20 protein-coding genes are annotated in these 23683 nt (G+C 51.9%); 9 read left to right on the top strand and 11 right to left on the bottom strand.

Annotation, left to right across the window (positions count from 1 at the left end):
• Nucleotides 1-65: 65 nt before the first annotated feature.
• On the top strand, nt 66-653 hold the full coding sequence (locus tag MET42_RS0113890) for a GDSL-type esterase/lipase family protein (protein WP_019883713.1): 588 nt from the start codon (nt 66-68) through the stop codon (nt 651-653).
• 88 nt (nt 654-741) lie between these two features.
• Here MET42_RS0113890 and gltA read toward each other — a convergent pair whose 3' ends face one another.
• Both gltA and MET42_RS0113880 read right to left on the bottom strand, forming a co-directional pair.
• A complete protein-coding gene (gltA, locus tag MET42_RS0113885) occupies nt 742-2031 on the bottom strand; it encodes a citrate synthase (RefSeq protein WP_019883711.1) in 1290 nt (429 codons plus the stop codon).
• Between the two features lie 165 nt (nt 2032-2196).
• The gene (locus MET42_RS0113880) at nt 2197-3324 is read right to left on the bottom strand and encodes an anhydro-N-acetylmuramic acid kinase (protein WP_019883710.1); all 1128 of its coding nucleotides are present in this window, start codon (nt 3322-3324) and stop codon (nt 2197-2199) included.
• A 120-nt stretch (nt 3325-3444) separates the two neighbouring features.
• Here MET42_RS0113880 and tyrS point away from each other — a divergent pair, with 120 nt between their 5' ends.
• Entirely contained in the window at nt 3445-4683 is a 1239-nt protein-coding gene (gene tyrS / locus MET42_RS0113875) for a tyrosine--tRNA ligase (RefSeq protein ID WP_019883709.1), read from the top strand.
• A gap of 45 nt (nt 4684-4728) precedes the next feature.
• Here tyrS and MET42_RS0113870 read toward each other — a convergent pair whose 3' ends face one another.
• Genes MET42_RS0113870 through MET42_RS0113850 form a run of 5 tightly spaced genes read right to left on the bottom strand, consistent with a single transcriptional unit; the run spans nt 4729 to nt 9373 of the window.
• Nucleotides 4729-6276: an RNA polymerase factor sigma-54 gene (locus MET42_RS0113870; protein WP_019883708.1), complete on the bottom strand. Its 1548-nt coding sequence runs from the start codon at nt 6274-6276 to the stop codon at nt 4729-4731.
• A 6-nt stretch (nt 6277-6282) separates the two neighbouring features.
• Nucleotides 6283-7029 (bottom strand): LPS export ABC transporter ATP-binding protein, encoded by a 747-nt coding sequence (gene lptB, locus MET42_RS0113865; protein WP_019883706.1) that lies wholly within the window; start codon nt 7027-7029, stop codon nt 6283-6285.
• An 11-nt stretch (nt 7030-7040) separates the two neighbouring features.
• Nucleotides 7041-7697: a lipopolysaccharide transport periplasmic protein LptA gene (lptA, locus tag MET42_RS0113860; RefSeq protein WP_019883705.1), complete on the bottom strand. Its 657-nt coding sequence runs from the start codon at nt 7695-7697 to the stop codon at nt 7041-7043.
• A gap of 15 nt (nt 7698-7712) precedes the next feature.
• The gene (lptC, locus tag MET42_RS0113855) at nt 7713-8345 is read right to left on the bottom strand and encodes an LPS export ABC transporter periplasmic protein LptC (protein WP_019883704.1); all 633 of its coding nucleotides are present in this window, start codon (nt 8343-8345) and stop codon (nt 7713-7715) included.
• Between the two features lie 26 nt (nt 8346-8371).
• Complete coding sequence (locus tag MET42_RS0113850; RefSeq protein ID WP_019883703.1) at nt 8372-9373, bottom strand: SIS domain-containing protein; 1002 nt, start codon at nt 9371-9373, stop codon at nt 8372-8374.
• Nucleotides 9374-9602: 229 nt separating this feature from the next.
• Between MET42_RS0113850 and MET42_RS0113845 the strand changes: the two genes are divergently transcribed.
• Together MET42_RS0113845 and MET42_RS0113840 are read left to right on the top strand one after the other, a co-directional pair.
• Entirely contained in the window at nt 9603-11579 is a 1977-nt protein-coding gene (locus tag MET42_RS0113845; protein WP_019883702.1) for a cation:proton antiporter, read from the top strand.
• A gap of 76 nt (nt 11580-11655) precedes the next feature.
• Nucleotides 11656-12666: an FAD-binding oxidoreductase gene (locus tag MET42_RS0113840; protein ID WP_019883701.1), complete on the top strand. Its 1011-nt coding sequence runs from the start codon at nt 11656-11658 to the stop codon at nt 12664-12666.
• 721 nt (nt 12667-13387) lie between these two features.
• On the opposite strand, the gene moaC is transcribed toward MET42_RS0113840, so the two are convergent.
• Nucleotides 13388-13876: a cyclic pyranopterin monophosphate synthase MoaC gene (gene moaC / locus MET42_RS0113835; RefSeq protein WP_019883700.1), complete on the bottom strand. Its 489-nt coding sequence runs from the start codon at nt 13874-13876 to the stop codon at nt 13388-13390.
• Nucleotides 13877-13990: 114 nt separating this feature from the next.
• Here moaC and MET42_RS0113830 point away from each other — a divergent pair, with 114 nt between their 5' ends.
• The 4 genes from MET42_RS0113830 (at nt 13991) to ahpF (ending at nt 18850) form a co-directional block, all read left to right on the top strand.
• Nucleotides 13991-15559 carry a M48 family metalloprotease gene (locus MET42_RS0113830; protein ID WP_232411632.1) on the top strand — a complete coding sequence of 523 codons (1569 nt, stop codon included), beginning with the start codon at nt 13991-13993 and terminating at the stop codon, nt 15557-15559.
• Nucleotides 15560-15563: 4 nt separating this feature from the next.
• Nucleotides 15564-16370, top strand: a complete 807-nt coding sequence (gene soxZ / locus MET42_RS0113825; RefSeq protein ID WP_232411630.1) for a thiosulfate oxidation carrier complex protein SoxZ — start codon at nt 15564-15566, stop codon at nt 16368-16370.
• A gap of 159 nt (nt 16371-16529) precedes the next feature.
• The gene (gene ahpC, locus MET42_RS0113820) at nt 16530-17093 is read left to right on the top strand and encodes an alkyl hydroperoxide reductase subunit C (RefSeq protein ID WP_019883695.1); all 564 of its coding nucleotides are present in this window, start codon (nt 16530-16532) and stop codon (nt 17091-17093) included.
• A 194-nt stretch (nt 17094-17287) separates the two neighbouring features.
• Nucleotides 17288-18850, top strand: a complete 1563-nt coding sequence (ahpF, locus tag MET42_RS0113815; RefSeq protein ID WP_019883694.1) for an alkyl hydroperoxide reductase subunit F — start codon at nt 17288-17290, stop codon at nt 18848-18850.
• A 64-nt stretch (nt 18851-18914) separates the two neighbouring features.
• Here the strand turns inward: ahpF and MET42_RS0113810 are convergent, their stop codons facing one another.
• The gene (locus tag MET42_RS0113810; protein ID WP_019883693.1) at nt 18915-20555 is read right to left on the bottom strand and encodes an NAD(P)/FAD-dependent oxidoreductase; all 1641 of its coding nucleotides are present in this window, start codon (nt 20553-20555) and stop codon (nt 18915-18917) included.
• A 189-nt stretch (nt 20556-20744) separates the two neighbouring features.
• On the opposite strand from MET42_RS0113810, the gene MET42_RS0113805 reads away from it, so the two are divergent.
• A complete protein-coding gene (locus MET42_RS0113805; protein WP_019883692.1) occupies nt 20745-21842 on the top strand; it encodes a diguanylate cyclase domain-containing protein in 1098 nt (365 codons plus the stop codon).
• Between the two features lie 6 nt (nt 21843-21848).
• Here the strand turns inward: MET42_RS0113805 and MET42_RS0113800 are convergent, their stop codons facing one another.
• Nucleotides 21849-22448, bottom strand: coding sequence for a DnaA ATPase domain-containing protein (locus tag MET42_RS0113800; protein WP_019883691.1), 600 nt, complete (start codon nt 22446-22448; stop codon nt 21849-21851).
• 24 nt (nt 22449-22472) lie between these two features.
• Nucleotides 22473-23603: an AI-2E family transporter gene (locus MET42_RS0113795; RefSeq protein ID WP_019883690.1), complete on the bottom strand. Its 1131-nt coding sequence runs from the start codon at nt 23601-23603 to the stop codon at nt 22473-22475.
• Nucleotides 23604-23683 lie beyond the last annotated feature (80 nt).

Below are 23683 nucleotides of genomic sequence, written 5' to 3'. Positions count from 1 at the left end.
TTATGATTGAGAAAAGCCAAGCGTGTGCTTGGCTTTTTTTATGCCGGCTGATACTTGTCACGAGTATGGCTATCAGCCTGGGCTGTACCAAGCATGCAGCAGAGGTGCAGGCTATCCCGGCTGGCGCGACTGTACTTGTGCTGGGCGATAGCATTAGCTACGGTACAGGCGCCGAGCATGGTACGCAGGATTATCCGACACTGCTGGCACGCAAGACCGGCTGGCAGGTCATCAATGCTGGTATTGCTGGGGATGTTTCCAGCGGTGGTTTGTCACGCTTGCCGGGCTTATTGGTGCAGCATAGACCTCGATTGGTCATTATTGAGCTGGGTGGCAATGATTTCTTGCGGCAAATGGCGCCAGCGCGTGTCGAGGAAAACCTGAAAAGTATCGTACATTTAGTACAGCAGGCGGATGCAGCCGCTATATTGATTGCCATGCCGGAAGTGAGTCTGGCTGGCCCGCTCAGTGATCACCCGCTCTATGCACGCGCGGCCGAGGCAACTGGCGCACTATTAGTGCCTCACGCAGTGTCTGCTGTCTTGTCAGATGGCCGGCTGCTTGCCGATCAAGTGCATCCGAATGCAGAAGGTTATCGTGAGTTGGCGGATGCACTGACAAAACAGCTCCATGACCTTGGTGTGTTGCGTTAGCGGAAACGATCAGGATCGGAGAATATGAAAAGCCCGACAATCTATTGATGTCGGGCTTTTGTTTTTGCAGGCGTGATTCAGTCTGTGGCTAGCGTTGGTGCAGCGGTACAAACTCCCTGCGTTCAGAGCCGACATACAATTGGCGTGGGCGGCCAATTTTTTGCTCCGGGTCGGCATTCATCTCGCTCCATTGCGAAATCCAGCCAGCGGTGCGCGCTAGCGCAAATATGGCGGTAAACATGGAGTTTGGAATGCCCATGGCACGCATGACGATGCCGCTGTAGAAATCGACATTCGGATACAGTTTGCGTGAGACGAAATATTCATCCTCCAGGGCGATTTTTTCCAGTTCCATCGCCAGTTTGAACATAGGGTCATCGTGCAGACCGAGTTCGTTCAATACTTCATGGCAGGTTTTACGCATGATGGAGGCGCGCGGGTCCATGTTGCGATAGACGCGGTGCCCAAAGCCCATGAGGCGGAAGCTGTCAGTTTTGTCTTTGGCGCGTTTGATGAATTCACCAATACGGCTGACGTCGCCAATCTCTTCCAGCATGTTCAATGTTGCTTCGTTGGCACCGCCATGGGATGGGCCCCACAAAGAGGCAATCCCGGCCGCGATACAGGCAAACGGGTTGGCGCCGCTGGAGCCAACCAGGCGTACGGTAGAGGTAGATGCGTTTTGCTCGTGATCTGCATGCAGAATCAGGATACGCTCAAATGCACGTGCCAGGATCGGGTTGGGTACATACTCTTCGCAAGGGGTCGCAAACATCATATGCATAAAGTTTTCTGCGTATCCCAGCTTGTTTTGGGGGTACATAAATGGCTCGCCTACATTGTACTTGTAGCTCCAGGCGGCAATCGTAGGTACTTTGGCCAGTAGACGCATGGCGGCCACCCGGCGAGATTCCGGATCAGCCACATTGTTATTGTCGGGATAAAACGCAGCCATGGCACCTACGACCGCAATCATGACTGCCATCGGGTGGGCATCGCGGCGGAAACCGCGAAACACATTGCTCATCTGGTCGTGCAGCATGGTGTGCTGGCTGATGGTGTCGACGAATGCTTCACGTTGTTGCAGGTCCGGCAGTTCGCCATTGAGCAGTAAGTGCGAAACTTCGAGGAAGTTACAGTTTTCTGCCAGCTGTTCAATCGGGTAGCCACGGTAATACAGCAACCCTTGTTCACCATCAATAAAGGTGATGCCGGAGGTGCAAGAGGCCGTAGACATAAAGCCAGGGTCAAACGTGAAATAGCCATGTTTGCCCAGGTTGCGGATATCGATCACATCCGTGCCAAGGCTGCCCTTTAAGACGGGCAATTCAATTGCGGTACTGTCGTTGTCAAATGTAATGGTCGCTTTGGTAGCCATAACGCACTCTGTTTAAGTCAAGGTTGTCTAAATTATACGCAATCGTTTTTGAATATGGTGGCTTGTAAGGAAATGAGGGGAGAAAAGTTCAAAAATCGCCTTCAATCCTGCACCAGTTTAAATCAAACGTTGAGTGCATTCGCACTGCTTTAGGGTGTCTTAGTCCTAATTCGGATAAATCGCGCCTAATACCCGTGGCCCTGCTGCACCGGTGACGGCAGGCAGGTTGCCGGGTTGATGATCCACGCAACGTTGCGCCAGCCAGGCAAAAGCAACGGCTTCCACCCAGTCGACGCCAATTCCCAGGCTATCCGTGTGTTGCACTGGTCGGCCGCACAGGGTTTGTAACCTGTCTATCAAAGCAATATTGTGCGCACCGCCGCCACAGACATAAATTTCTGCGGCACCGCTACAATGCTGTTTCAAGGCATTGGCGATCGTCACTGCCGTCAATTCCAGCAGCGTACGGGCGACATTCTGTGGCGTGTCAGCATGGGCTTGCAGGTGTGCATGGAGCCAGGCCTGGTTAAACAGGTCGCGGCCAGTGCTTTTAGGGATGGGCAGGGCAAAATAGGCGTCAGCAAGTAAAGCGGCCAGCAAGGCTGGATTGACATCGCCACGTACCGCCCAGGCGCCACCAGCATCATAGCTCTGGCCTGTGTGCTGCAGGGTCCAGGCATCCATGAGTAAGTTGCCGGGGCCGGAATCAAAGCCAATCACCTTGCCGCTCACCGGCAAGTCGCTCAGGTTGGCGATGCCGCCAATATTCAAAATGACGCGATGTGTGTCAGGTGCTGCAAAGATTGCCTGGTGAAAGGCGGGCACTAATGGTGCGCCTTGCCCGCCAGCCGCAATGTCGCGGCTACGAAAGTCGCCGACTACGGTGATGCCAGTGCGTTCCGCCAGGCGTGCATGGTTACCCAGTTGCAAGGTATAGGCCTGGCCGTTGGCCAGATCAGGACAGTGGCGTATGGTTTGCCCGTGGCAGCCAATCGCCGTCACGGCTTCTGCCGATACATTGGCTGTTTGCAATAAGCCTTGCACTGCCGCTGCGTAGAGGTCGGCCAGCTGATTGGACACTATAGCGGCGGTATGTAATTCGTTGACGGCTGGCGTATGCAGATCCAGCAGGATTTGTCTGACATCCGCCGGATAAGGCAGGAAGTACTGGCTTTGTTGCTGCAGGTGCTCACCGTGTTGCGCGACCAGGACTGCGTCCACCCCATCCAGACTGGTACCAGACATCAGGCCGATAAACAGGCGCGTTTGAGTGGGTGGGGCAGAAAAATTCATAAGGCATAAGTGTAACACTGCTCATGCCTGGCTTACAGAAATGCATGGGATTACGTTAAAATAGCTGTTTTACTTTCATGACGAGGCGTGCGCAACGCGCGCCTCAAAAAAAGAACCTTTATGACAGACGTAAACCAAGCTTCAGTGACGACTGAAGCACTGAGTCCAGAGATTGTGAACGCACTGGCGATTATCAAGCGCGGTGCCGATGAACTATTAATCGAGCAAGAACTGATTGAAAAGCTGAAAACCGGCAAACCCTTGCGTGTGAAAGCAGGCTTTGACCCCACCGCACCTGATTTGCATCTGGGGCATACCGTGCTGATTAACAAATTGCGCCAGTTGCAGGATCTGGGGCACCAGATTCAATTCCTGATCGGTGACTTTACCGGCATGATTGGTGACCCGACGGGTAAAAGTACCACGCGCCCGCCGTTAACGGTCGAACAGGTGAAGGCGAATGCCGACACCTATTCCGAACAGGTATTCAAGATTCTGGACCCGGCCAAAACTGAGATTGTGTTTAACTCCAAGTGGTTAAGCGACCTCGGTGCCGCGGGCATGATCAGGCTGGCAGCCAGCCATACAGTCGCCCGTATGCTAGAACGCGATGACTTCTCCAAGCGTTTCAAAGGCAACCAGCCAATCGCGATTCATGAATTCTTGTATCCCTTATTGCAGGGCTATGACTCTGTGGCTTTGCAGGCCGATTTGGAACTGGGCGGCACAGACCAGAAATTTAACCTGCTCATGGGCCGTGAATTGCAAAAGCAGGCTGGCCAATCGCAGCAATGCGTGTTGATGATGCCGTTGCTGGAAGGCCTGGACGGCGTCAATAAAATGTCCAAGTCTTTGGGTAACTATATTGGTATCAGCGAAGCGCCTGAGACGATTTTCGCCAAAATCATGTCGATTTCTGATGAACTGATGTGGCGCTATATCGACCTGCTGTCATTTGCCACCCTGGAAACTATCGCCCAGTGGAAAGCACAAGTGGCTGCTGGCGACAATCCACGTAATATCAAGGTCGGTTTTGCACAGGAGATCGTTGCCCGTTTTCACGGCCAGGCGGCGGCTGAAAAAGCCCTGCAAGACTTCCAGACCCGTGCCAAAGGCGGGATTCCTGATGATGTGCCTGAGGTAGCAGTAGCGATTGATGGTGATAGCATCAGTATCAGCCAGTTGCTGAAACAGGTGGGCCTGGTGGAAAGCACCAGTGAAGCCATGCGTGCCGTGCAACAAGGCGGCGTGAAGCTGGATAGCGTAAAAGTTGACGATAAAAACCTGTCATTGGCAAAAGGGGTGACCGTGGTGGCACAAGTGGGCAAGCGCAAGTTTGCCAAAATCACCATCCAGTAAACAGGCGTTACCGATAAAAAAGGCCGCATTTGCGGCCTTTTTGTTTTACAGCGATTTGCGTAAATTGGCTGGTGGGATATTCAGCGATTCGCGGTATTTGGCAATGGTGCGGCGCGCAACCACAATGCCTTGCTGCGCCAGCGTATCGGTGATTTGATTGTCGGACAATGGTTTTTTCTGGTTTTCTTCAGCGACCATTTGTTTGATGAGCGCGCGAATGGCGGTGGCAGAACATGAGCCGCCTGCATCGGTGGCGACTGAGCTGCCAAAAAAGTATTTAAGTTCAAATACACCGCGTGGCGTGAGCATGTACTTATGTGTTGTCACGCGAGAAACCGTGCTTTCATGCAAGTCGAGCTCTTCGGCAATTTCGCGCAATACCAGGGGCCGCATGGCAATTTCACCATGTTCAAAGAAATTGCGCTGTCTGTCCACAATCGCTTGCGACACACGCAAGATGGTAGAAAAGCGTTGCTGGATATTTTTAATCATCCATTTGGCTTCCTGCATCTGGCTCTGCAGATATTGGCCGGAGCTTTCACGGTTGCGCTTGAGGATATCTGCATACAACTGATTGATACGTAGTTTGGGGATCACGCCATCATTGAGCGACGCCATCCAGATGCCTTTGATTTTTTTGACCACGACATCGTGCTGAATAAAGTGGTCATGGCTAAAGGTCGCAAACTCGTTGCCTGGCTTGGGGTTTTGCTGGCGAATCAGTTGTTGCGCGCCTTTGAGTGCAGCTTCGTCGCAAGTGAGTACCTTGCGCAATTTGACAAAGTCTTTGTTGGCCAGCAATGCCAGGTGATCTTTGGCAATCGCCATCGCAATACGCAAATAAGGTGTCTCAGGCGGCAGTACTTGCAGTTGTAGCAAGATGCATTCACGCAGGTCACGTGCGCCGACGCCGATCGGATCCAGGTTCTGGATCAATTTCAGTGCGGTTTCCAGCTCCAGTAACTCAATTTCCAGCTCTGGCGGCAACAGGTCGACAATTTCCTGTAGATCCTGCTCTAAATAACCATCATCGTTAATGCTGTCGAGCAAAAATTTCACCAGATCCATGTCACGCTTGGACAGGTGTGCCAATTGCATCTGGTTGATCAGGTGCTCGCGCAGACTGATGTTGCTGGCGTCCTGGCGAGAGAAGTCGCTATCTTCATCATCGAGGTTGTTGCGGCCCGCTTCGTCCCAGTTGCTGGCACTGCCAAACTCTTCGTAGTCATCTTCAAACTCGGGCGGCGTGAATTCTTCATTCAGATTTGGTTGTTCGCCTTCAGTGCCGCTCGTTTCGTCACGTGGTTCATCACGCAGACTCTCTGCAGGGGGAGTGAGGTCGTTTTGGGTCGCGACATCAAATGAACTTGCATCCACCTGCTCTGTGTCTGTCGAGCTGGTGGCCAATGGCGAGTTATCTTCAAATTCTCCTTCTTCGCCATCTGCCATTTCCAGCAGCGGATTTTCCTGCAGGATGGTTTCCAGCTCCTGGCTTAACTCCAGCGTGGACAACTGCAACAGGCGGATGGACTGCTGAAGTTGCGGGGTGAGCGCCAGGTTTTGTGAGATGCGTAATTGCAGGTTTTGCTTCATATCAGGTTACAGCCTAAAATTCTTGCCCAGATAGACTTCACGTACGCCTTCGTTCTGAATGATTTCGTCTGGCGTGCCTGCGGCAAACACAGCGCCTTCATTAACGATGTACGCCCGGTCACAAATATCCAGGGTTTCACGCACGTTGTGGTCTGTAATCAAAATGCCGATATTCTGGCTGCTCAGGTAGCGGATAATTTTCTGGATCTCAATCACCGCAATTGGGTCAATCCCGGCAAATGGCTCATCCAGCAGGATGAATTTCGGGTCTGTGGCCAGGCAGCGCGCAATCTCTACACGGCGGCGCTCGCCGCCCGACAGGCTGACTGCCTGGCTGTGACGGATATGCTGGATATGTAATTGATCCAGTAAAGACTCCAGCCGCGCTTCACGCTCTTCTTCCGTGTAAGGGCGGGTTTCCAGGATTGATAAAATATTATCAGTCACCGTCATTTTACGAAAAATGGATGCTTCTTGTGGCAGGTAAGCCAGGCCCATGCGGGCGCGCTCGTGCATGGGCGCGCGGCTGACATCTGCCCCATTCAGCGTAATGCTGCCGTCGTCCAGTGCGACCAGGCCAACAATCATGTAAAAGCTGGTGGTTTTGCCAGCACCATTCGGGCCGAGCAAACCAATCACTTCGCCGCTGCGTAGCTCAAGTGTAGTGTTTTTAACCACGGTGCGTCCCTGATAGGCTTTTTTCAGGTGGCTGACACGTAAGTGGTTATGATCTGGTGAAACTGTTGTCTGCATAAGGCCGGTCTTTAGGGTTGCGCTTTCGTAGGCTCATTAGTGGTGTCGGCGGGTGCCGGTTCCACTTTGATTTGCAGTGAGCGGTTCATGCGCAGCCCTTGTTGCGAGGTTGGCTTGTTATCAATCACAGGCGGCGTGGTTTTGTTCTTGGGCTGAATGGTCGCTTTGACGCGGCTACCGGCGGTACCATTGGGGTTAGCCTTGGTGCCGCCAATGACTTCGGCGTACTCTGCATTGGCGTCATAACTGATGTAGTCACCGGTGACCAGGTCTTCACCACGTTTGACCCAGGCGTTGGTGTATAGCTGTACCTTGTCCATGCGCGCGTTGTATTCAATACGCTGCCCACTGCCTTGCATCCATTCGTCTTTGCCAGTGCGTTTTTGCTTGAATGTGGTCGGGTTGCCGGTACAGGTGCTGTGCTGAAAGCCATCCTGGTCTTCACGCACAATCATTTTGTCGGCTTTGATTTGTAGGGTGCCCTGGTTGAGGATCACATTGCCGGTATAAATACTGATCTTTTTGGCATCATTCACAGTCACGGTATCCGCTTCCAGCTCAATCGGCTGGTCACGGTCAGACTCTTCAGCCAGCACGCTGGTTGACCACGATAGCAGTGCCCATAAGGTCAAGCAGGTGGCATAAAATAATGGCTTGTGCGTGTTCAACTCATTTCTCCAGAATCAACGACCCTTGTGATTGCCTGTTTTCGCCTTCGCTGCCGGGCTTGCAGTTTTTGCGACTGCGGGTGCGCGTACATAATGTACATGCACCCGGTTAAATAATTGCATGGTGCCTGCCTTGTTATCAAAACGCATGCCGGTACCTGTGATCACCGTCGCCGGTAGCTGGCGGATAGTGACCGGCAAATCGGTGTAAGCGAGGTCTGTATCCGGTTCCAGCGTTAAATGTTCGGTTTGCAACTGCATTTCAGGCTTGGCCAGCGTGCCCTGGCGTATGACCTTGACCTGCTTGCTAAACTCGACCAGTTTACCATTGGCTGACACTTTGCCGTGCTGGCCATGAATTTGCGTGTAAGGTTTATCCTGCCCAAACTGGGTGAAACGCGGGCGCTGTAATTCGGTATAGTCGTTATCCGGAAAATGGCGCATTTCTGCCGCAGCTAACACGTATTTGGTATTGCCAGTGGCGTCGGTACGCGTGCTGACAAAGTTATAGAGCATGTAGTCCGGATCGTGACGACTTAAGCGGCTCAAGCTCAGCGCCTGCTCCTGTACGGTCTGGTTAATCCAGAATGTCAGCAGCGCTAAAAACAGCATTAACGCAATTGGCAATAAGATGGGGTGTTTAAGCATGCGGGCGTTCCAGGGCGTCAGTGAACCTAAACGATTTTTGCCTTGAGTAAATCATGCATGTTAAATGCGCCCACTAATTGCTGCTGCTCGTTCACTGCCATAAACCCGTTAATTTTATATTGCTCCATCAGGTTGACTGCTTCAACCGCCATTTGTTGCATGCCCAATAAACGTGGCTGCGTATTCATGACCGTTTTGATTGATTGTTGCGTATCGGTGGCACCTTGCATAAACAGGCGACGCAAATCGCCGTCGGTGAATACGCCGATCGGGTGTTGTGCGCTATCGACAATCGCTGTAAACCCCATGCCTTTGCTCGAAATCTGTGCAATCGCTTCCTGTACGGTGCCATGCTCGCTGATAGCGGGGATCGCATCCCCCGTGCGCATGACATCTTTAATCCTTACCAGCAACCGTCTGCCCAGGCTGCCGCCAGGATGTGACCGGGCAAAATCCTCGGCAGTAAATTCGCGCAAGTCGAGAACGCAGAGCGCCAACGCATCGCCCAAGGCCAGTGCGGCCGTCGTGCTGGCCGTGGGTGCCAGCCCCAGTGGGCACGCTTCGTGGCTAACGGCGGCACTTAAATGCACATCTGACTCTCGCGATAGCGTGGACTCTTCGCTACCGGTAATGCTCAGAATACGCGCACCGATACGGCGAATGGCTGGCAAAATATTGATGATTTCATCACTTTCGCCGGAATTGGATAAGGCAATCACGACATCTTCAGAAGTGATCATGCCCAGGTCGCCATGGCTGGCTTCCGCCGGATGCATAAAAAACGCAGGGGTACCCGTGCTGGCCAGGGTAGCCGCAATTTTGCCGCCAATATGGCCGGATTTACCCATGCCAGTGACGACAATGCGGCCGCGACAGGCCAGAATCATGCTGACAGCGGCTTCAAATTCGCTGCCGATACGGTCGGCCAGTTGGCGGATTTCATCTGCCTCGTGCAGCAGTATGCCTCGTGCACGCGTCACGATGTCTGGACTTTTCACGAGGTGGACACCTGATTTTGCTGTGTTCATGGCGGGTTAGTATAGCAAGTGACGCCCCCGGCAAGAAAGCGAAACACAGCTTTTTTACGGATTTTTTATTAGCGGGCACATTTTTTGCATAAAATAGTGTTTTGTGGCAGGATGCATCATCCTGAAACGCGACTGTTTCAAGGTGCATCACTGACGATACGTCATAATATATGGTTTGCTGGCAGACATTCATCTGCACGGCTTGACATTAATGCTTTAGAATTTTTGCATGTTTGATTCCCTGATCCATTTATTATTGTTGCTTACCAGCTCGGTCTTCGCCGTCGGCTTATTCCGTATCCTGGGTTTGCCAGCGATGCTGGCTTACTTCATGATCGGTATTGTGCTCGGCCCGCACGCCTTGGGTTTGCTGGAAGATGAAGAAACTGGCCGCCAGGTGGCCGAGTTCGGTATTGTGTTCCTGATGTTTAGTATCGGCCTCGAGTTCAGCCTGCCTAAACTCTATGCCATGCGTAAAACCCTGTTCGGCTTGGGTGGCGGTCAGGTTGTGTTAACGCTGCTGGCCAGCCTGGTACTGGGCAAGCTGGCAGGGCTAAGCCTAACCTCGGCGTTCATTATTGGTGCCGCCATCACCATGTCTTCGACCGCCATTGTGTCCAAAATCCTGATGGAACGTGTTGATTTAAATTCCAGGCATGGCCGCCTAAGTATCGGCGTGCTGCTGTTCCAGGATCTGGCAGTAATCCCGATTCTGGTGCTGATCCAGACCTTGGGCTCACACAGCGATAACTGGCTGGATGTATTGGGACTGACTTTGTTCAAGTCCTCAATTCTGCTGTTTTTCTTGTTTAAGTTTGGTAAAAACATCCTCAACTTCTGGTTTGAACTGGTGGCCAAGCAGCGCTCACGTGAGCTGTTTGTACTCAATGTATTGATGGTGACCTTGTTAATGGCAGCGGCCACTAACTTTGTTGGCTTATCGTATGCCCTGGGGGCGTTTGTGGCGGGCATGCTGATTTCAGAAACCAAATACCGCTACCAAGTGGAATCTGATATTGCTCCTTTCCGCGATATTTTACTGGGCCTGTTCTTTATCAGTGTTGGCATGTTGCTAGACGTCTCTGTGCTCGTCCAGCATGTGGGGCTGATTGCTGTCCTGCTGATATTGTTCCTGGTCTTCAAGATTGGCCTGATTGCATTGCTGACCAGGTTCTATGGCTTTGAAATGGGCGTGGGTGTGCGTACCGGCATCATCCTCGGCCAGGCCGGCGAGTTTAGTTTTGTGGTACTGGCGCTGGGTTTGCAAACCAATTTGATTGATGGCGACTCCTTGCAACTGGTGTTGTCTGTGGCCGTGCTCTCCATGCTGGTGGCGCCGTTTATTATTCAAAAAAACGGCCGCATTGCGCGTGCGCTGGTCAAAAGCTACAGCCGCAACAGCATCAAAGTGGTGGATACCATACAGGAGCATAGCCAGGATCTGCGTGATCACGTGATCATTTGCGGCTATGGCCGTAGCGGCCAATATCTGGGACGTTTTTTGCGCGAAGAAAATATCCCGTATGTCGCGCTGGATATGGATGCCAGCCGTGTGCAGGAAGCCGCTTCTGCGGGTGAGAATGTGATTTACGGTGATGCCGGGCGGCGCTCGGTGCTGGAAGCCGCTGGCTTGGCCAGAGCGAAAGCCGTCATCATCAGTTATGCCGAAATCCGCGGTACCATGAAGGTCTTGCATGTGATTCAGGAGCGGAATCCCAACCTGCCGGTGATTGTGCGCACGCATGATGACAGTGACATGGATGCACTGCGAGATGCCGGTGCCGCAGAAGTGGTGCCGGAAATCCTTGAAGGCAGCCTGATGCTGGCTTCGCATGCACTGGTGACCTTAGGCGTCCCCCTTAATCGTGTCGTCAAACGCATCCGCCTGTTCCGTGAAGAGCGCTATAAAATGTTCAAGGGCTACTTCCGCGGCGTCAGCGATGCTGATACCGCCACTGCCTCGTTACCGCAGTTGCACTCGGTGGAAGTGTATAAGAATTTTTATGCACACGGCCTGCGCCTGGACCATATTCCGTTCGGTGATTTTGCCGTCGAGGTCAAGCAGTTACGTCGCCCGAATATGCCCGAGCCAATCGCGCCCAGGGATGACATTATGCTGAATGAAGGCGATATCCTGGTGTTGCTGGGCAGTAATGCCGCCCTCATCGCAATGGAAGTCTATTTGATTTCCGGACGCAAACCGTAAGACAATACACGCCTCGTGTCCTGACAGGTCACACATCGTCCTGTCAGGCTTTTCATGCTATTTCAGAAAAAATCTTATGGCGAACAGTTCAGTCGTGGTGGTGGGTGGTGGTATTGTCGGGTGCCTGACCGCCATGCAGTTGCGCAAGCAAGGCCATACGGTCACGCTGGTTGAGCGCAACATCATTGCGGCACAAACCTCAGGCGAATCCTCATGGGCGGGGGCTGGCATAGCATTTCCCCTATTGCCCTGGTTTTACCAGGATGTCGTCAATGAACTGGCGTTGGCTGGTGCGCGTGCCTATCCGGCAGTGAGCGCCGAGTTGTACGCCGAAACCGGTATAGACCCCGAATGTACCCGTAGTGGTATGCTGATTCAGCCACCGTTTGACCTGCAACCAGCCATAGACTGGTGTGAACGGTTTGGCCTTGAATACGTGTTACAGGGCGCTGATCTATTGATTCCCGAAGTTGTGCAAATCCGTAACCCGCGCCTGCTGCAATCCCTCAAAACCTGGCTGATCAAGCATGGCGTCACGCTGCGCGAGCAGACCCAGCTGATGCCATTGCAAGAAGGTCACGCATCCATCACCAGCTGGCAAACCACTACTGGTGAAACCTTATCTGCCGATGTGTTTGTCGTCACCTCTGGTGCCTGGAGTTTTGAACTACTTAAGCAAACGGCCTCCAGTCTCGATATCAAACCTATGCGCGGGCAAATGCTGTTGTATCACATGACGCCTGGCCTGTTGCCGCATATTCTTTACCGCGATGGGTTCTATATGCTGCAACGGCAGGATGGTCATTTGCTGGCAGGCAGCAGCCTGGAGGATGTTGGTTTTGATGCAGGCGTGACCGACAGCATGCGGCAGGAAATGCTGCAAAAGGCTGAGGCTATCTTACCTGCCTTGCAGGGGCAGCCGATTATCAAACACTGGAGTGGCTTGCGGCCGGGGACACCGCATAATATTCCCAGTATTGGGCGGCATCCGCAGATTGAGAATTTGTACCTGAATACAGGGCATTTCCGTTATGGCGTGACTATGGCACCGGAGTGCGCGCGGCGGATTGCGGCGTTGTTGGATTAGGCTGGGAAAGTGATGCTTTGGTTGTAATGGTGCTTTTCGCTTTTTCAGCGAGTTACTTTTCTTTGCCTGCCCGAAGCAAAGGTTATTTCATGAGAAATTCTATTTCGCCTCTCGGCGACCGTTCTTTCTTATGCTTGTCCATAAGAAAGAAGGCAAAGAACAAGACACCCCAGCTTCCGCTTCTTCCTTGCGCTACTCGGCTTGCCGGGCGTCCATCGAAACTCGCCCTGACAAGCCACACAGAACGTGGCTTGTTGCGGAGCTCGGACAGCCGATGGCCGAAGACTCCCGCCAACCCTGCGTTGCTCGGCGCGGCAGATGGGGACCCCGAACACCAAGTAAACGCAACGGTTGGTGATTTAAATAAACGAATCTGGTTTTCTAACTTTCCAAATTTCTACGTAGCTAGTTTGACGAGATAAATCCCATCCCATCACGCTGAGTAGCGGAGACAAAATAAGGGAGAAGGGAGCGACTGTTTGAGCTCCGCAACAAGCCACGAAGTGTGTGGCTTGTCAGGGCGAGTTTCGTGACCGCTTATTTTGTTGAGCAACGCAAGGGAGCCGCAGGCCGTGATGGCTGGGTGCCCTCTTCTTTGGTTACTTTCTGAGGGGCAAGCATCAGAAAGTGACTCGCCGAGAGGCGAAAGAAATGCCTCGATACGGTCAGTGTCGCTTTAAAACTTAATTCTTTTGTATTTACTTGGATAGGCTTTCGTTACTTAAACGGCTACCCAATCCCCACTCTTCCCACCATGCTTCTCCAGGACTCTCACCCCTTGTATGGTCATGCCTCTGTCAATCGCCTTGCACATATCATAAATCGTTAGCAGTCCCACTTGCACAGCAGTCAATGCTTCCATTTCGACCCCTGTCTGCCCGGTAGTTTCACATTGCACGCGGCAGCTAATGCTGTGTTGTGCTTCATCTGCCACAAAATTGACATCTACCCGGCTTAGGCTGAGCGGGTGGCAGAGTGGAATTAAATCACTGGTTTTTTTGCTGGCCTGGATTGCTGCAATACGGGCGATGCCGAGCACGTCGCCTTTTTTAGCGTTGCCTTGCAGGATGGTTTGCAAAGTGGCGGCTTGCATGGTGATGTGGCCTTCGGCAATGGCGATGCGTTTGGTATGGGCTTTGTCGCCGATATCCACCATGTGGGCATGGCCTTGGGCATTGAAATGGGTGAGTCCTGAGGTTGATTTTGTCATGGGTTTACGCGTGTGAAAAAGGATGAACTCAAGCGATGAAGTCGTTATCATAACAAGTTTGGGTAGTTGGCACAGGCCTGTGATCGGGCGGTGCAATTTCAAACGCTGGGATTCATGGCTTTTAAAGACATTAAACATGCTTATCAACAGGGTGGCCGCCACGTGGTGCGTGGCTTGCTGTTGTGCGGCCTGTTGTTGATGCCGGGGGCGACCTTACTGGCTAATTATGCAACAGGCGTGTTTTCGGGTAAGCCGTATGAGCCGGATGATCTGGACTTGAGTTTGCCGTCAGATTCATCTAATCAATTGCCGGAGCTGGGCGATGCTTCGCAAACCGTATTGTCATTGCGTGATGAAGAAAAGATTGCGCACCAGATTCTCAAGCAGGTGGCGACCAGTGAGGATGTGCTGGATGACGCAGAAGTCACTGATTATCTGCAAGCATTAGGGTCACGATTGGGCGAGAGCAGCCCCGATCGCCAGCAGAAGTTTTACTTTTTTGTGGTGCAGGACAAGACCATTAACGCGTTTGCCATGCCTGGTGGCGTGATTGGTGTGCATACCGGTTTGTTTATGGCTTCGAACAGTGAGTCAGAGTTGGCCAGTGTGCTGGGGCATGAGATCGGTCACGTCACCCAGCATCACCTGGCGCGCATGCTGGCGTCACAAAAGTACGATATGTTTAAAAATATCGCGGCGACGGCGTTGGCCTTATTGATCGCGCGTTCGAATCCGCAGGTGGGGATGGGTGCCATGACCGCTGCTTCTGCGGCAGGGATACAAAAGCAATTGGATTACACGCGTGAGCATGAACGCGAGGCCGACCGGGTGGGTTTGACCATTTTGCAGGATGCCGGATTTGATGTGCGCGCCATGCCTGCTTTTTTTACCACCATGCAGCGTGCGACACGCTTTTCTGATGGCGGCAGTATGCCTAGCTATTTGCGTACGCACCCTTTGACCAGTGAGCGTATTGCCGATATTGGTAACCGTGTGCAAAACCTGCCTTACAAGCAGATTAACGAAAGTCTGACTTTTTTCCTGATGCGGGCGAAAATCCGCGCTTTCCAGGGTGCCCCGCAACAAATGGTGGAAGAGTTTCAGAATAATATTAGCGAAGGTCGTTATCAGAACGAACTGGCAGAGCATTATGGCCTGGCTTATGCCTGGCTGCGGGCCAATCAGGCCAAAAATGCGCAGGGGGAGGTCGACTGGCTGGTGCAGCATGGTATGGTGAGTCCTTACCTGGTGACCTTAAAGGCGCTGACTTTGGCCAAGCTAGGCCAGGTGCCGCAGGCACAGGCGCAATTTGTGCAGGGCTTGCAGCAGTACCCCAAACATAGAATCCTGGCACAAGGGCAGGCCGAGTCATTAATACGCAGTAATCAATGGGCGCCAGCGGTGACCTTTATTCAAAAGCAACTGGATGCTTTTCCCGATGATCCCAAGTTGTATGACTGGCTGGCAGCGGCTTATCAAGGACAAGGCAAGCAGATGTTACGGCATCAGGCATTGGGCGAAAGCTATGTGCGTAAATATGATTTGCCGCGCGCGATTGACCAGTTTGAGATCGCCAGCAAAGCCAAAGATGGCGATTTTTATCTGCAATCCAGAGTAGAGGCGCGATTGAAAATGCTGAGGCTGCAACTCAAACTGGAGCAGGGGGATGATAAAAATGGATAACAGTATGCAAAGACGGGTGTGGTTGAAAGCCGGGTTGGCTTTAGCCACCATGCCGTTTTGGCTGGTTGCACGCAAACTCGAGGCAGCTACCTGGTTTACGCAAGCCTTTGAGGCCAAGCAGACAGCGCAAGTGATGGCGGCGCTGCAAGCGAGCGCCGTGCCGGTGTCAGCTGATTTGCAGATTGACGCACCACAAAAAGCCGAAAATGGTGCGGTGGTGCAGGTTGAATTGACGAGCAAGCAGGCTGCAGGCAGCGTGAGCAGTTTGCGCTTGCTGGCGGACGCTAACCCGACCCCGCTGATTGCCAGTTTTGAACTGGGGAAGCAGGTGTTGCCCAAGCTGGTGACTCGCATCAAACTGGCGCAATCGGGAGAGGTGATTGCATTGGCACAGCAGGCAAATGGGCAGTTTCAGCAACAGCGACGCCAGGTGATTGTGCTGGAAGATGGCTGTGCCGGTAGCGAACGTAAAGAGCCGTTTGCCAGCAGCATGAAAATGCGTGCACGGTTGATGGATGAGCGTTCGCCAGGCAAGCCAGTCACTGAACTAAAGATTATTATTTTGCATCCCATGCGTACTGGCCGCAGTAAAAACGATGATGGCCAGTTGCTGCCTGCGCATTTTATGCAGCTCATGCAGGTGGTACTCAATGGGCAAGTGATTGTTGACGCGCAGACCGGTACCGGCATTGCGCGTAACCCTTACTTTACCTTTTATATACAAGAAGCCAAGGTGGGCGATGTGATTGCGGTAAACTGGCAAGATAACCTGGGTTATGAAGGCCATGGTCAGGTCACGGTGTCGGCCTGATTTTTAATCATTAATTTTATTGATTAATATTATTTATCAATAAAATTAGAATAATCAATTTTACATATGGTATGTGGTTGCTTAAAATGCATCCATTCGCTGTTGAAACACAGCAAATTTTAATTAAGTCCTGTTTAATAAATCATAAAGGAGAACTAAATGTCATTGATTAACACACAAGTACAACCATTCAAGGCGCAAGCATTCCACAACGGTAAATTTATCGAAGTGACTGAAGAGTCTTTGAAAGGCAAATGGTCTGTGTTGATTTTTATGCCAGCAGCGTTCACTTTCAACTGCCCGACAGAAGTTGAAGATGCAGCTGACAACTACGCAGAATTCCAGAAGGCTGGTGCTGAAGTGTACATCGTGACCACCGATACGCATTTCTCCCACAAGGTTTGGCACGAGACTTCACCAGCAGTGGGCAAAGCAAAATTCCCATTGGTTGGCGACCCGACACACCAATTGACACGTGCATTTGACGTGCATATTGATGAAGAAGGTCTGGCATTGCGCGGTACATTCGTGATCAACGCTGATGGCGTGATCAAAACAGCTGAAGTACATAGCAACGAAATCGCCCGTGATGTAAAAGAAACCTTGCGTAAGTTGAAAGCAGCGCAATACACGGCTGCTCACCCAGGCCAGGTTTGCCCAGCCAAATGGAATGACGGTGCTGCAACATTGACACCATCTTTGGACTTGGTAGGTAAGATCTAAATCTCTTTGAGATGACTTGAGCAAAGCCCTGCGCAAGCAGGGCGCTCAGGTAAAGTCACCCGGTTGTCTTTTAATATGGCGGTGGTTTTACCTGAGCGAGCTTCCCCCCAACGACTTTTGATCGCCATACGATATGGCCACGGCTTGTTGTTGCCGCAAGGTTTAGATAAGTGCGTGAATTTGGAGAGTAAAAAATGTTAGACGATACCTTAAAGACACAACTGCAAACCTACCTGGGCATGCTGCGTCAGCCAATCCGTCTGATCGCATCCCTGGACAACAGCGACAATGCTGTAAAAATGCGCGAGTTGTTGCAAGAAATTGCTGCGTTGTCAGACAAAGTCAGCCTGGACGAAACTGGAGATGATGCTCGTAAACCTTCTTTCGTGATTGCTAAAGAGGGCGAGACCCGTGGCGTGCGTTTTGCGGCGATTCCATTAGGCCATGAGTTCACTTCACTGGTGCTGGCTCTGTTATGGACTGGCGGCCATCCGCCCAAAGTGGAGCAGGATGTGCTCGACCAGATCAAGGCGCTCGACAGCGATTTGAACTTTGAAGTCTATATGAGCTTGTCTTGCCATAACTGCCCGGACGTGGTGCAGGCAACCACTTTGATGACGGTATTTAACCCGCGCATTAATGTGACGGTGATTGATGGCGGCTTGTATCAGGACGAAGTCAATGCACGCAACGTGATGGCGGTGCCTGCCACCTTCTTGAATGGCGAGATGTTTGCCTCTGGCCGTATGCTGGTGGAAGAGTTTCTGGCCAAAGTCGATACTGGTGCAGTCGCAAAAGAAGCTGAGAAAATCAGCGCCAGAGAACCGTTTGATGTACTGGTGGTTGGCGGTGGCCCGGCGGGTGCTTCAGCTGCGATTTATGCCGCCCGTAAAGGCATACGTACCGGCATCGTCGCTGACCGTTTTGGTGGTCAGGTTAATGACACACTGGCGATTGAAAACTTTATTTCTGTGAAAGAAACCGAAGGGCCAAAACTGGTGGCAGCACTTGAAGAGCACGTGAAAACCTATGACGTGGATATCATGCCCTTGCAACGTGCGGTTGGTCTGAGTGAGCCACAAAAGGACAACAAACATGCTGGCCTGATTGAAGTGAAGCTGGAAAGTGGCGCGACCCTGCGTAGCAAGTCTGTGATTCTGGCCACGGGTGCACGTTGGAAAAACCTCAACGTGCCTGGTGAAGTGGAATACAAAAACAAGGGTGTGGCGTATTGCCCGCATTGTGATGGCCCTTTGTTTAAAGGCAAGCACGTGGCGGTAGTCGGTGGCGGTAACTCTGGTGTTGAGGCAGCGATTGACCTGGCCGGTGTGGTCGGGCATGTCACCTTGCTGCAATTTGACACCGAGCTTAAAGCCGATGCCGTGCTGCAACGCAAGTTGCGTTCACTGCAAAACGTGACTATTTTAACCAGCGCGCAAACCACTGAAATCACCGGTGATGGTACACGTGTCAACGGCTTGACTTACCTGGATCGCGTCAGCGGCGAGAGCAAGCATGTCGCACTGGAAGGCGTGTTTATCCAGATTGGCCTGGTGCCGAATAGTGACTGGTTAAAAGGCAGCGTGAACCTGAGCAAATATGGTGAAATTGAAATTAACAACCATAATGCCACTTCATTGCCAGGCGTGTTTGCGGCGGGGGATGTGACTACGATCCCTTACAAGCAAATTGTGATTGCCATGGGTGAAGGGTCTAATGCAGCGCTGGGTGCGTTTGATTACCTGATTCGCCAGTAAGTGTAGTCGCAATAAAAAACCTGCTTCGGCAGGTTTTTTTATTTTGGGTGACTTGGAAAACGGATCAGGAAACTAAAGACAATGAAACCGCTTCGGCGACTTTGATACCATCCACCGCGGCGGACAAAATACCACCGGCATAGCCCGCGCCTTCACCACATGGGAACAAACCTTTGGTATTGATACTTTGCAGACTTTCATCATCTCGCTTGATACGGATAGGACTGGACGTACGTGTTTCCACGCCCGTCAGAATGCCATCTTTCAGATCGAAGTTTGGAATCTGTTTGGCAAAGGCTGGAATCGCCTCGCGAATGGCTTCAATTGCGAAAGTGGGTAGCGCAGACTCAAGGTTGGTGAGATGTACGCCAGGCGTGTAAGACGGTGTCACTTCACCAAATGCGGTAGACGGCTTATTCGCCAGGAAATCACCAATCAATTGCCCGGGTGCGGAATAGTTGCTGCCACCCAGCACAAACGCCTGACTTTCCAGTTGACGCTGTAATTCAATGCCGGCTAATGGATGATCGGGGTAATCGACTTCAGGCGTGATGCCGACCACAATGCCTGCATTCGCATTGCGCTCGTTACGGCTGTATTGACTCATGCCGTTAGTCACGACGCGATTAGGTTCAGAAGTGGCCGCGACGACGGTGCCACCTGGACACATGCAAAAACTATACACGCTACGGCCATTTTTGGCATGGTGTACCAGTTTGTAGTCCGCGGCGCCCAGCTTTTGCAGAATATCGTCGCTATAACTTTTGCCGTAGCGCGCACGGTCAATCAGGCTTTGCGGATGTTCGATACGGAAGCCAATCGAGAACGGCTTGGCTTCGATATAAATGCCTTTTTCATGCACCATTTCAAAAGTGTCACGGGCGCTGTGGCCCACGGCCAGTACCAGGTGGTTGGTTGGCAGGTATTCACCGGTATGTACGGTGACACCCTGTACCTGTTGGTCTTTGACATCAATATCGGTCACGCGCTGGCTAAAGCGGATTTCTCCGCCCAGGCTGATGATAGTGCTACGCATTTCTTCCACCATGCTTACCAGCTTGAAGGTACCGATGTGTGGATGGCTGATGTAGAGAATTTCTTCTGGCGCGCCAGCTTTAACAAATTCCTGCAGCACTTTGCGGCCGTAATGTTTGGTGTCTTTAATCTGGCTGTAGAGTTTGCCGTCAGAGAATGTACCGGCGCCGCCTTCACCAAACTGCACGTTGGATTCTGGGTTCAATTCGCGTTTACGCCATAATCCCCAGGTGTCTTTGGTACGTTGGCGGACTTCCTTGCCACGTTCTAGCACAATCGGTTTGAATCCCGCCTGGGCGAGAATCAGCGCAGCAAAAATGCCGGCGGGACCAAAGCCAACCACTACCGGTCTATGCGTGTTTTCTACAGCCTTTTCGGGCGCGGTCGTGACGAATTGATAAGTGGTATCCGGCGCAGGTTTGATATGTGGGTCTTTTTTAAACTTGGCTAAAATTTTCGCCTCGTTTTTGACTTCGGCATCAATGTTATACACATACAAGATCGCATGCGATTTTCGCGCATCTACACCGCGTTTAAAAATCTCAAAACTGATTAATTCACTTTCAGGAATTTCCAGTCGTTTGAGGATCGCCGCCTTAATCTGGTCATCCTGATGTTTGAGGGTTTCAGCTTGTACCAGCGGCAGTTTGATTTCGGTAATGCGTAACATAAAGGTCTCGTGGATAGTGGTTATCTATCAAAACTCTATTTTATTATAATCAGACTAGTCGTATCATAGATTTTATTCGGCTTCGATTTAATCTGCGCAAAAAAATGACGATATAAACATCGTATGTTTAATTACAAGCGACGAATAATTATCCCGTTAATCATTGCTACTGCACTTTTGTGCGTTTCAATGGTGTGGCTGTTTATTGCCATGTATCAGCTTGTCTATTATTCAGAACAAAAAGACCTGGTCGACCGGCAGCGCTATGACATTGTGGCGCTGGGCAAAGCCATTACTAATGCTGAAAGCGGGCAGCGCGGCTACTTGCTCACAGGCCATACCTTGTTTCTGGATACCTTGGAGCAGGGCCGTATCGAGACCAGGCAAGTCATGGCAAAGCTGGATAAGCAATCGCTCGATGTGACTGAGATACGCCCGGAGCTGGAAAGAGTCAAACAGCTGGTGCATCAGAAATTTGATGTCATGGACCAGAGTATCCAGGTGCAATTGCATGCAGGCGAGTTTTCGCCACATTTGTCGCTGAGCAAGGACAAGGGGCGTGAGGTGATGAAGCTGATTGATGATCAGCTGGACGCGATTGATGGCAAGTTGCAGCGAATGAGGGAAAGCTTTGAGCAGGAAATCCGCAAGCGCATGTTTGCCTCTGTGGTGGGTGCGATTCTACTGGGGGTGCTGATTATTGGCGTATTGCTATTCTCTTATCGCAGTACGACGCATTTGCTGGAACAAGTGCTGGAAAATCAGGCCGTCGCCAAACAAGCCAGCCATCAGGCGGATCACGACTTGCTGACCGGCTTGCCTAATCGTCGCAGTGTCGATGTGCATCTGGCCAATACGTATCAATTGGCCAGGCATACCTCCAAGCAGTTTGCGGTGCTTTTTATGGATCTTGACGGCTTTAAGCTGGTGAATGATAAATATGGCCACGGCGTAGGCGATGCGTTGCTGATAGAAGTGGCTGATATGTTTAAAAAAGTACTCAGGCAATCTGACTTTCTGGCGCGCCAAGGCGGGGACGAGTTTGTGCTGGTGGTTGGCAGTTATTTATATCGCCACGAATTGACGCAGTTAGCCGAGCGCCTGATCAGATTGTTTGCGCAGCCGGTGGTAGTACGCGGTATCCCGTTGGAGATCGGTGTCAGTATCGGTATCGCCGAGTATCCGCACCATGGCAAGCATGTGAAACAGCTGCTGCATGTGGCGGATAAGGCCATGTATGACTCGAAGAAAAACGGCAAAAACCGCTACAGTTTTGGGTCAGAATAAAGGCACTTAGAACACGTCTTGCAGCATCTTTTTCAGTGACTGCACGGTGACCGCTTTTTTAGCCGTCAGTGACCATTCATCCAACGCCTCCAGCACCGCCATCAAGGTTGGCAAGTCCCGGCGCAGATAGCGCAAGCAGTAAGCAATCACTTCGTCTGGCAGTTTCATGCCGCGATCGCGGGCATGCGCGCGCAGGGCATCAGCTTTTTCATCGTCACTGAGCGGATGTAACTGGTAGACCAGTCCCCAGGCCAACCGCGTGGCCAGGTCGTCACGCAAGCCCATTTGTGTAGGCGCATGGTTGCCTGCAGTGACTAATACACCGCCTTCGGCCTTGATCTGGTTGTAGGTATCAAACAGCACGATTTGTGATTCTTCATCCAGTGTGTGCACATCGTCTGCAATGTGCGCGCCCATGTCTTGCGCGGCGAGCAGTAAATGGCTTTTACCACTGCCGGATTCTCCCCACAGGTAAATAAAGCGGGTGGTGGCCTGGCCAGCCAGGACGGCATGCACACTGGCAAGCGCCTCCTGGTTTTGGCCAACGATATAGTTATCAAAACTCGGCGCAGCCGGTGGTTGAATATTGAGCAACAGTTGTTTCACAGCGGTCGTTTCAGGTGTCTGGAATCACTCGTCCAGGGTTTGAATAATTTGCGGTTGGCTGCTCAAATAAGCTTCGCTACGCAAATAACTTTGTTTGGTGTGGCGCACCCCCACAGCAATGGCGGCGCTGACAGGTAAGGCCAGCAATACGCCCGCAAAGCCAAATAACTGGCCGCCTGCCATCAACGCCAGAATGACAATGACCGGATGCAGGCCGATGCGGTCACCGACCAGAATCGGGGTGAGGATAAAGCTTTCTACCAACTGGCCGACACCAAACACCAGTAACACTGGCACGACTTCTGGCAACGAGGCAAACTGCAATAAGGCCAGCACCACCGCGAGGACAAATGCCAGCGCAAACCCCAGGTAGGGTACAAAACTCAGCAAACCGGCAATCATGCCGATAGAAAGTGCCATATCCAGGCCAGCCAGCCATAAGCTGACACTGTAAAACACACATAATGACAGCATGACCGACAATTGGCCGCGCAAGAATTCGGCAACGACACGATCGATTTCAACCGACATGCTTTTGGCCCTGCCGACCCAGTCGCGCGGAATCAATTCGCCGATCTCGGCCACCATGTCATCCCAGTCGCGCAAGAAATAAAACAGCACTACCGGTAACAAACAGATATTGGCAAAGATACCAATCAGGCTCAGGCTTTTCTGGCCAGCGTTGAGCAGAAAGGTGCCTATCATGCTGCCCGCGGTTTGCCAGTGCTCGGTGATCAGCTTTTGCACGTTGGCGTGATTCATGTCGAGGTGGATGCCGAATCGTTGCAGCAGCCAGGGCTCGACTTGCTGGTGAAAGTGATCAAGCAGCAGCGGCAGGCGTTGAGCGATCAGCATGGATTGCTGTTGTAGCAAGGGGATGATAATGAGCAGCAGGCCGGTAACGACCAGGATGACGCCCAGCATCACCAGCAGCGTTGCCAGTGTGCGGCCAATTTGCCAACCCTTAATGCCGGTTTCACTCAGGCGGTCTACCAGCGGATCCAGCATATAGGCAATCACCGCCGCCGCCAGAAATGGGGTCAGGATAGGTTCCAGCAGGTAAAACAGGTAGATGAAGACCGCCGTCACAAGCCACCAGCGATGATCGCTGACAAATTGGGTGGCGACAGATTTCTGATGATCCTGGTCTGACATGGGCGTGTGTGACGCATCCGCACAATCCGGCATAGGTCGAAGCGGCAAGATGCGTTAAAATAATGATTATTTTAAAATTA

The organism is Methylophilus sp. 42 (genome assembly GCF_000384155.1).
GTDB lineage: Bacteria > Pseudomonadota > Gammaproteobacteria > Burkholderiales > Methylophilaceae > Methylophilus.
This window is presented reverse-complemented; position numbering and strand designations above follow the sequence as displayed.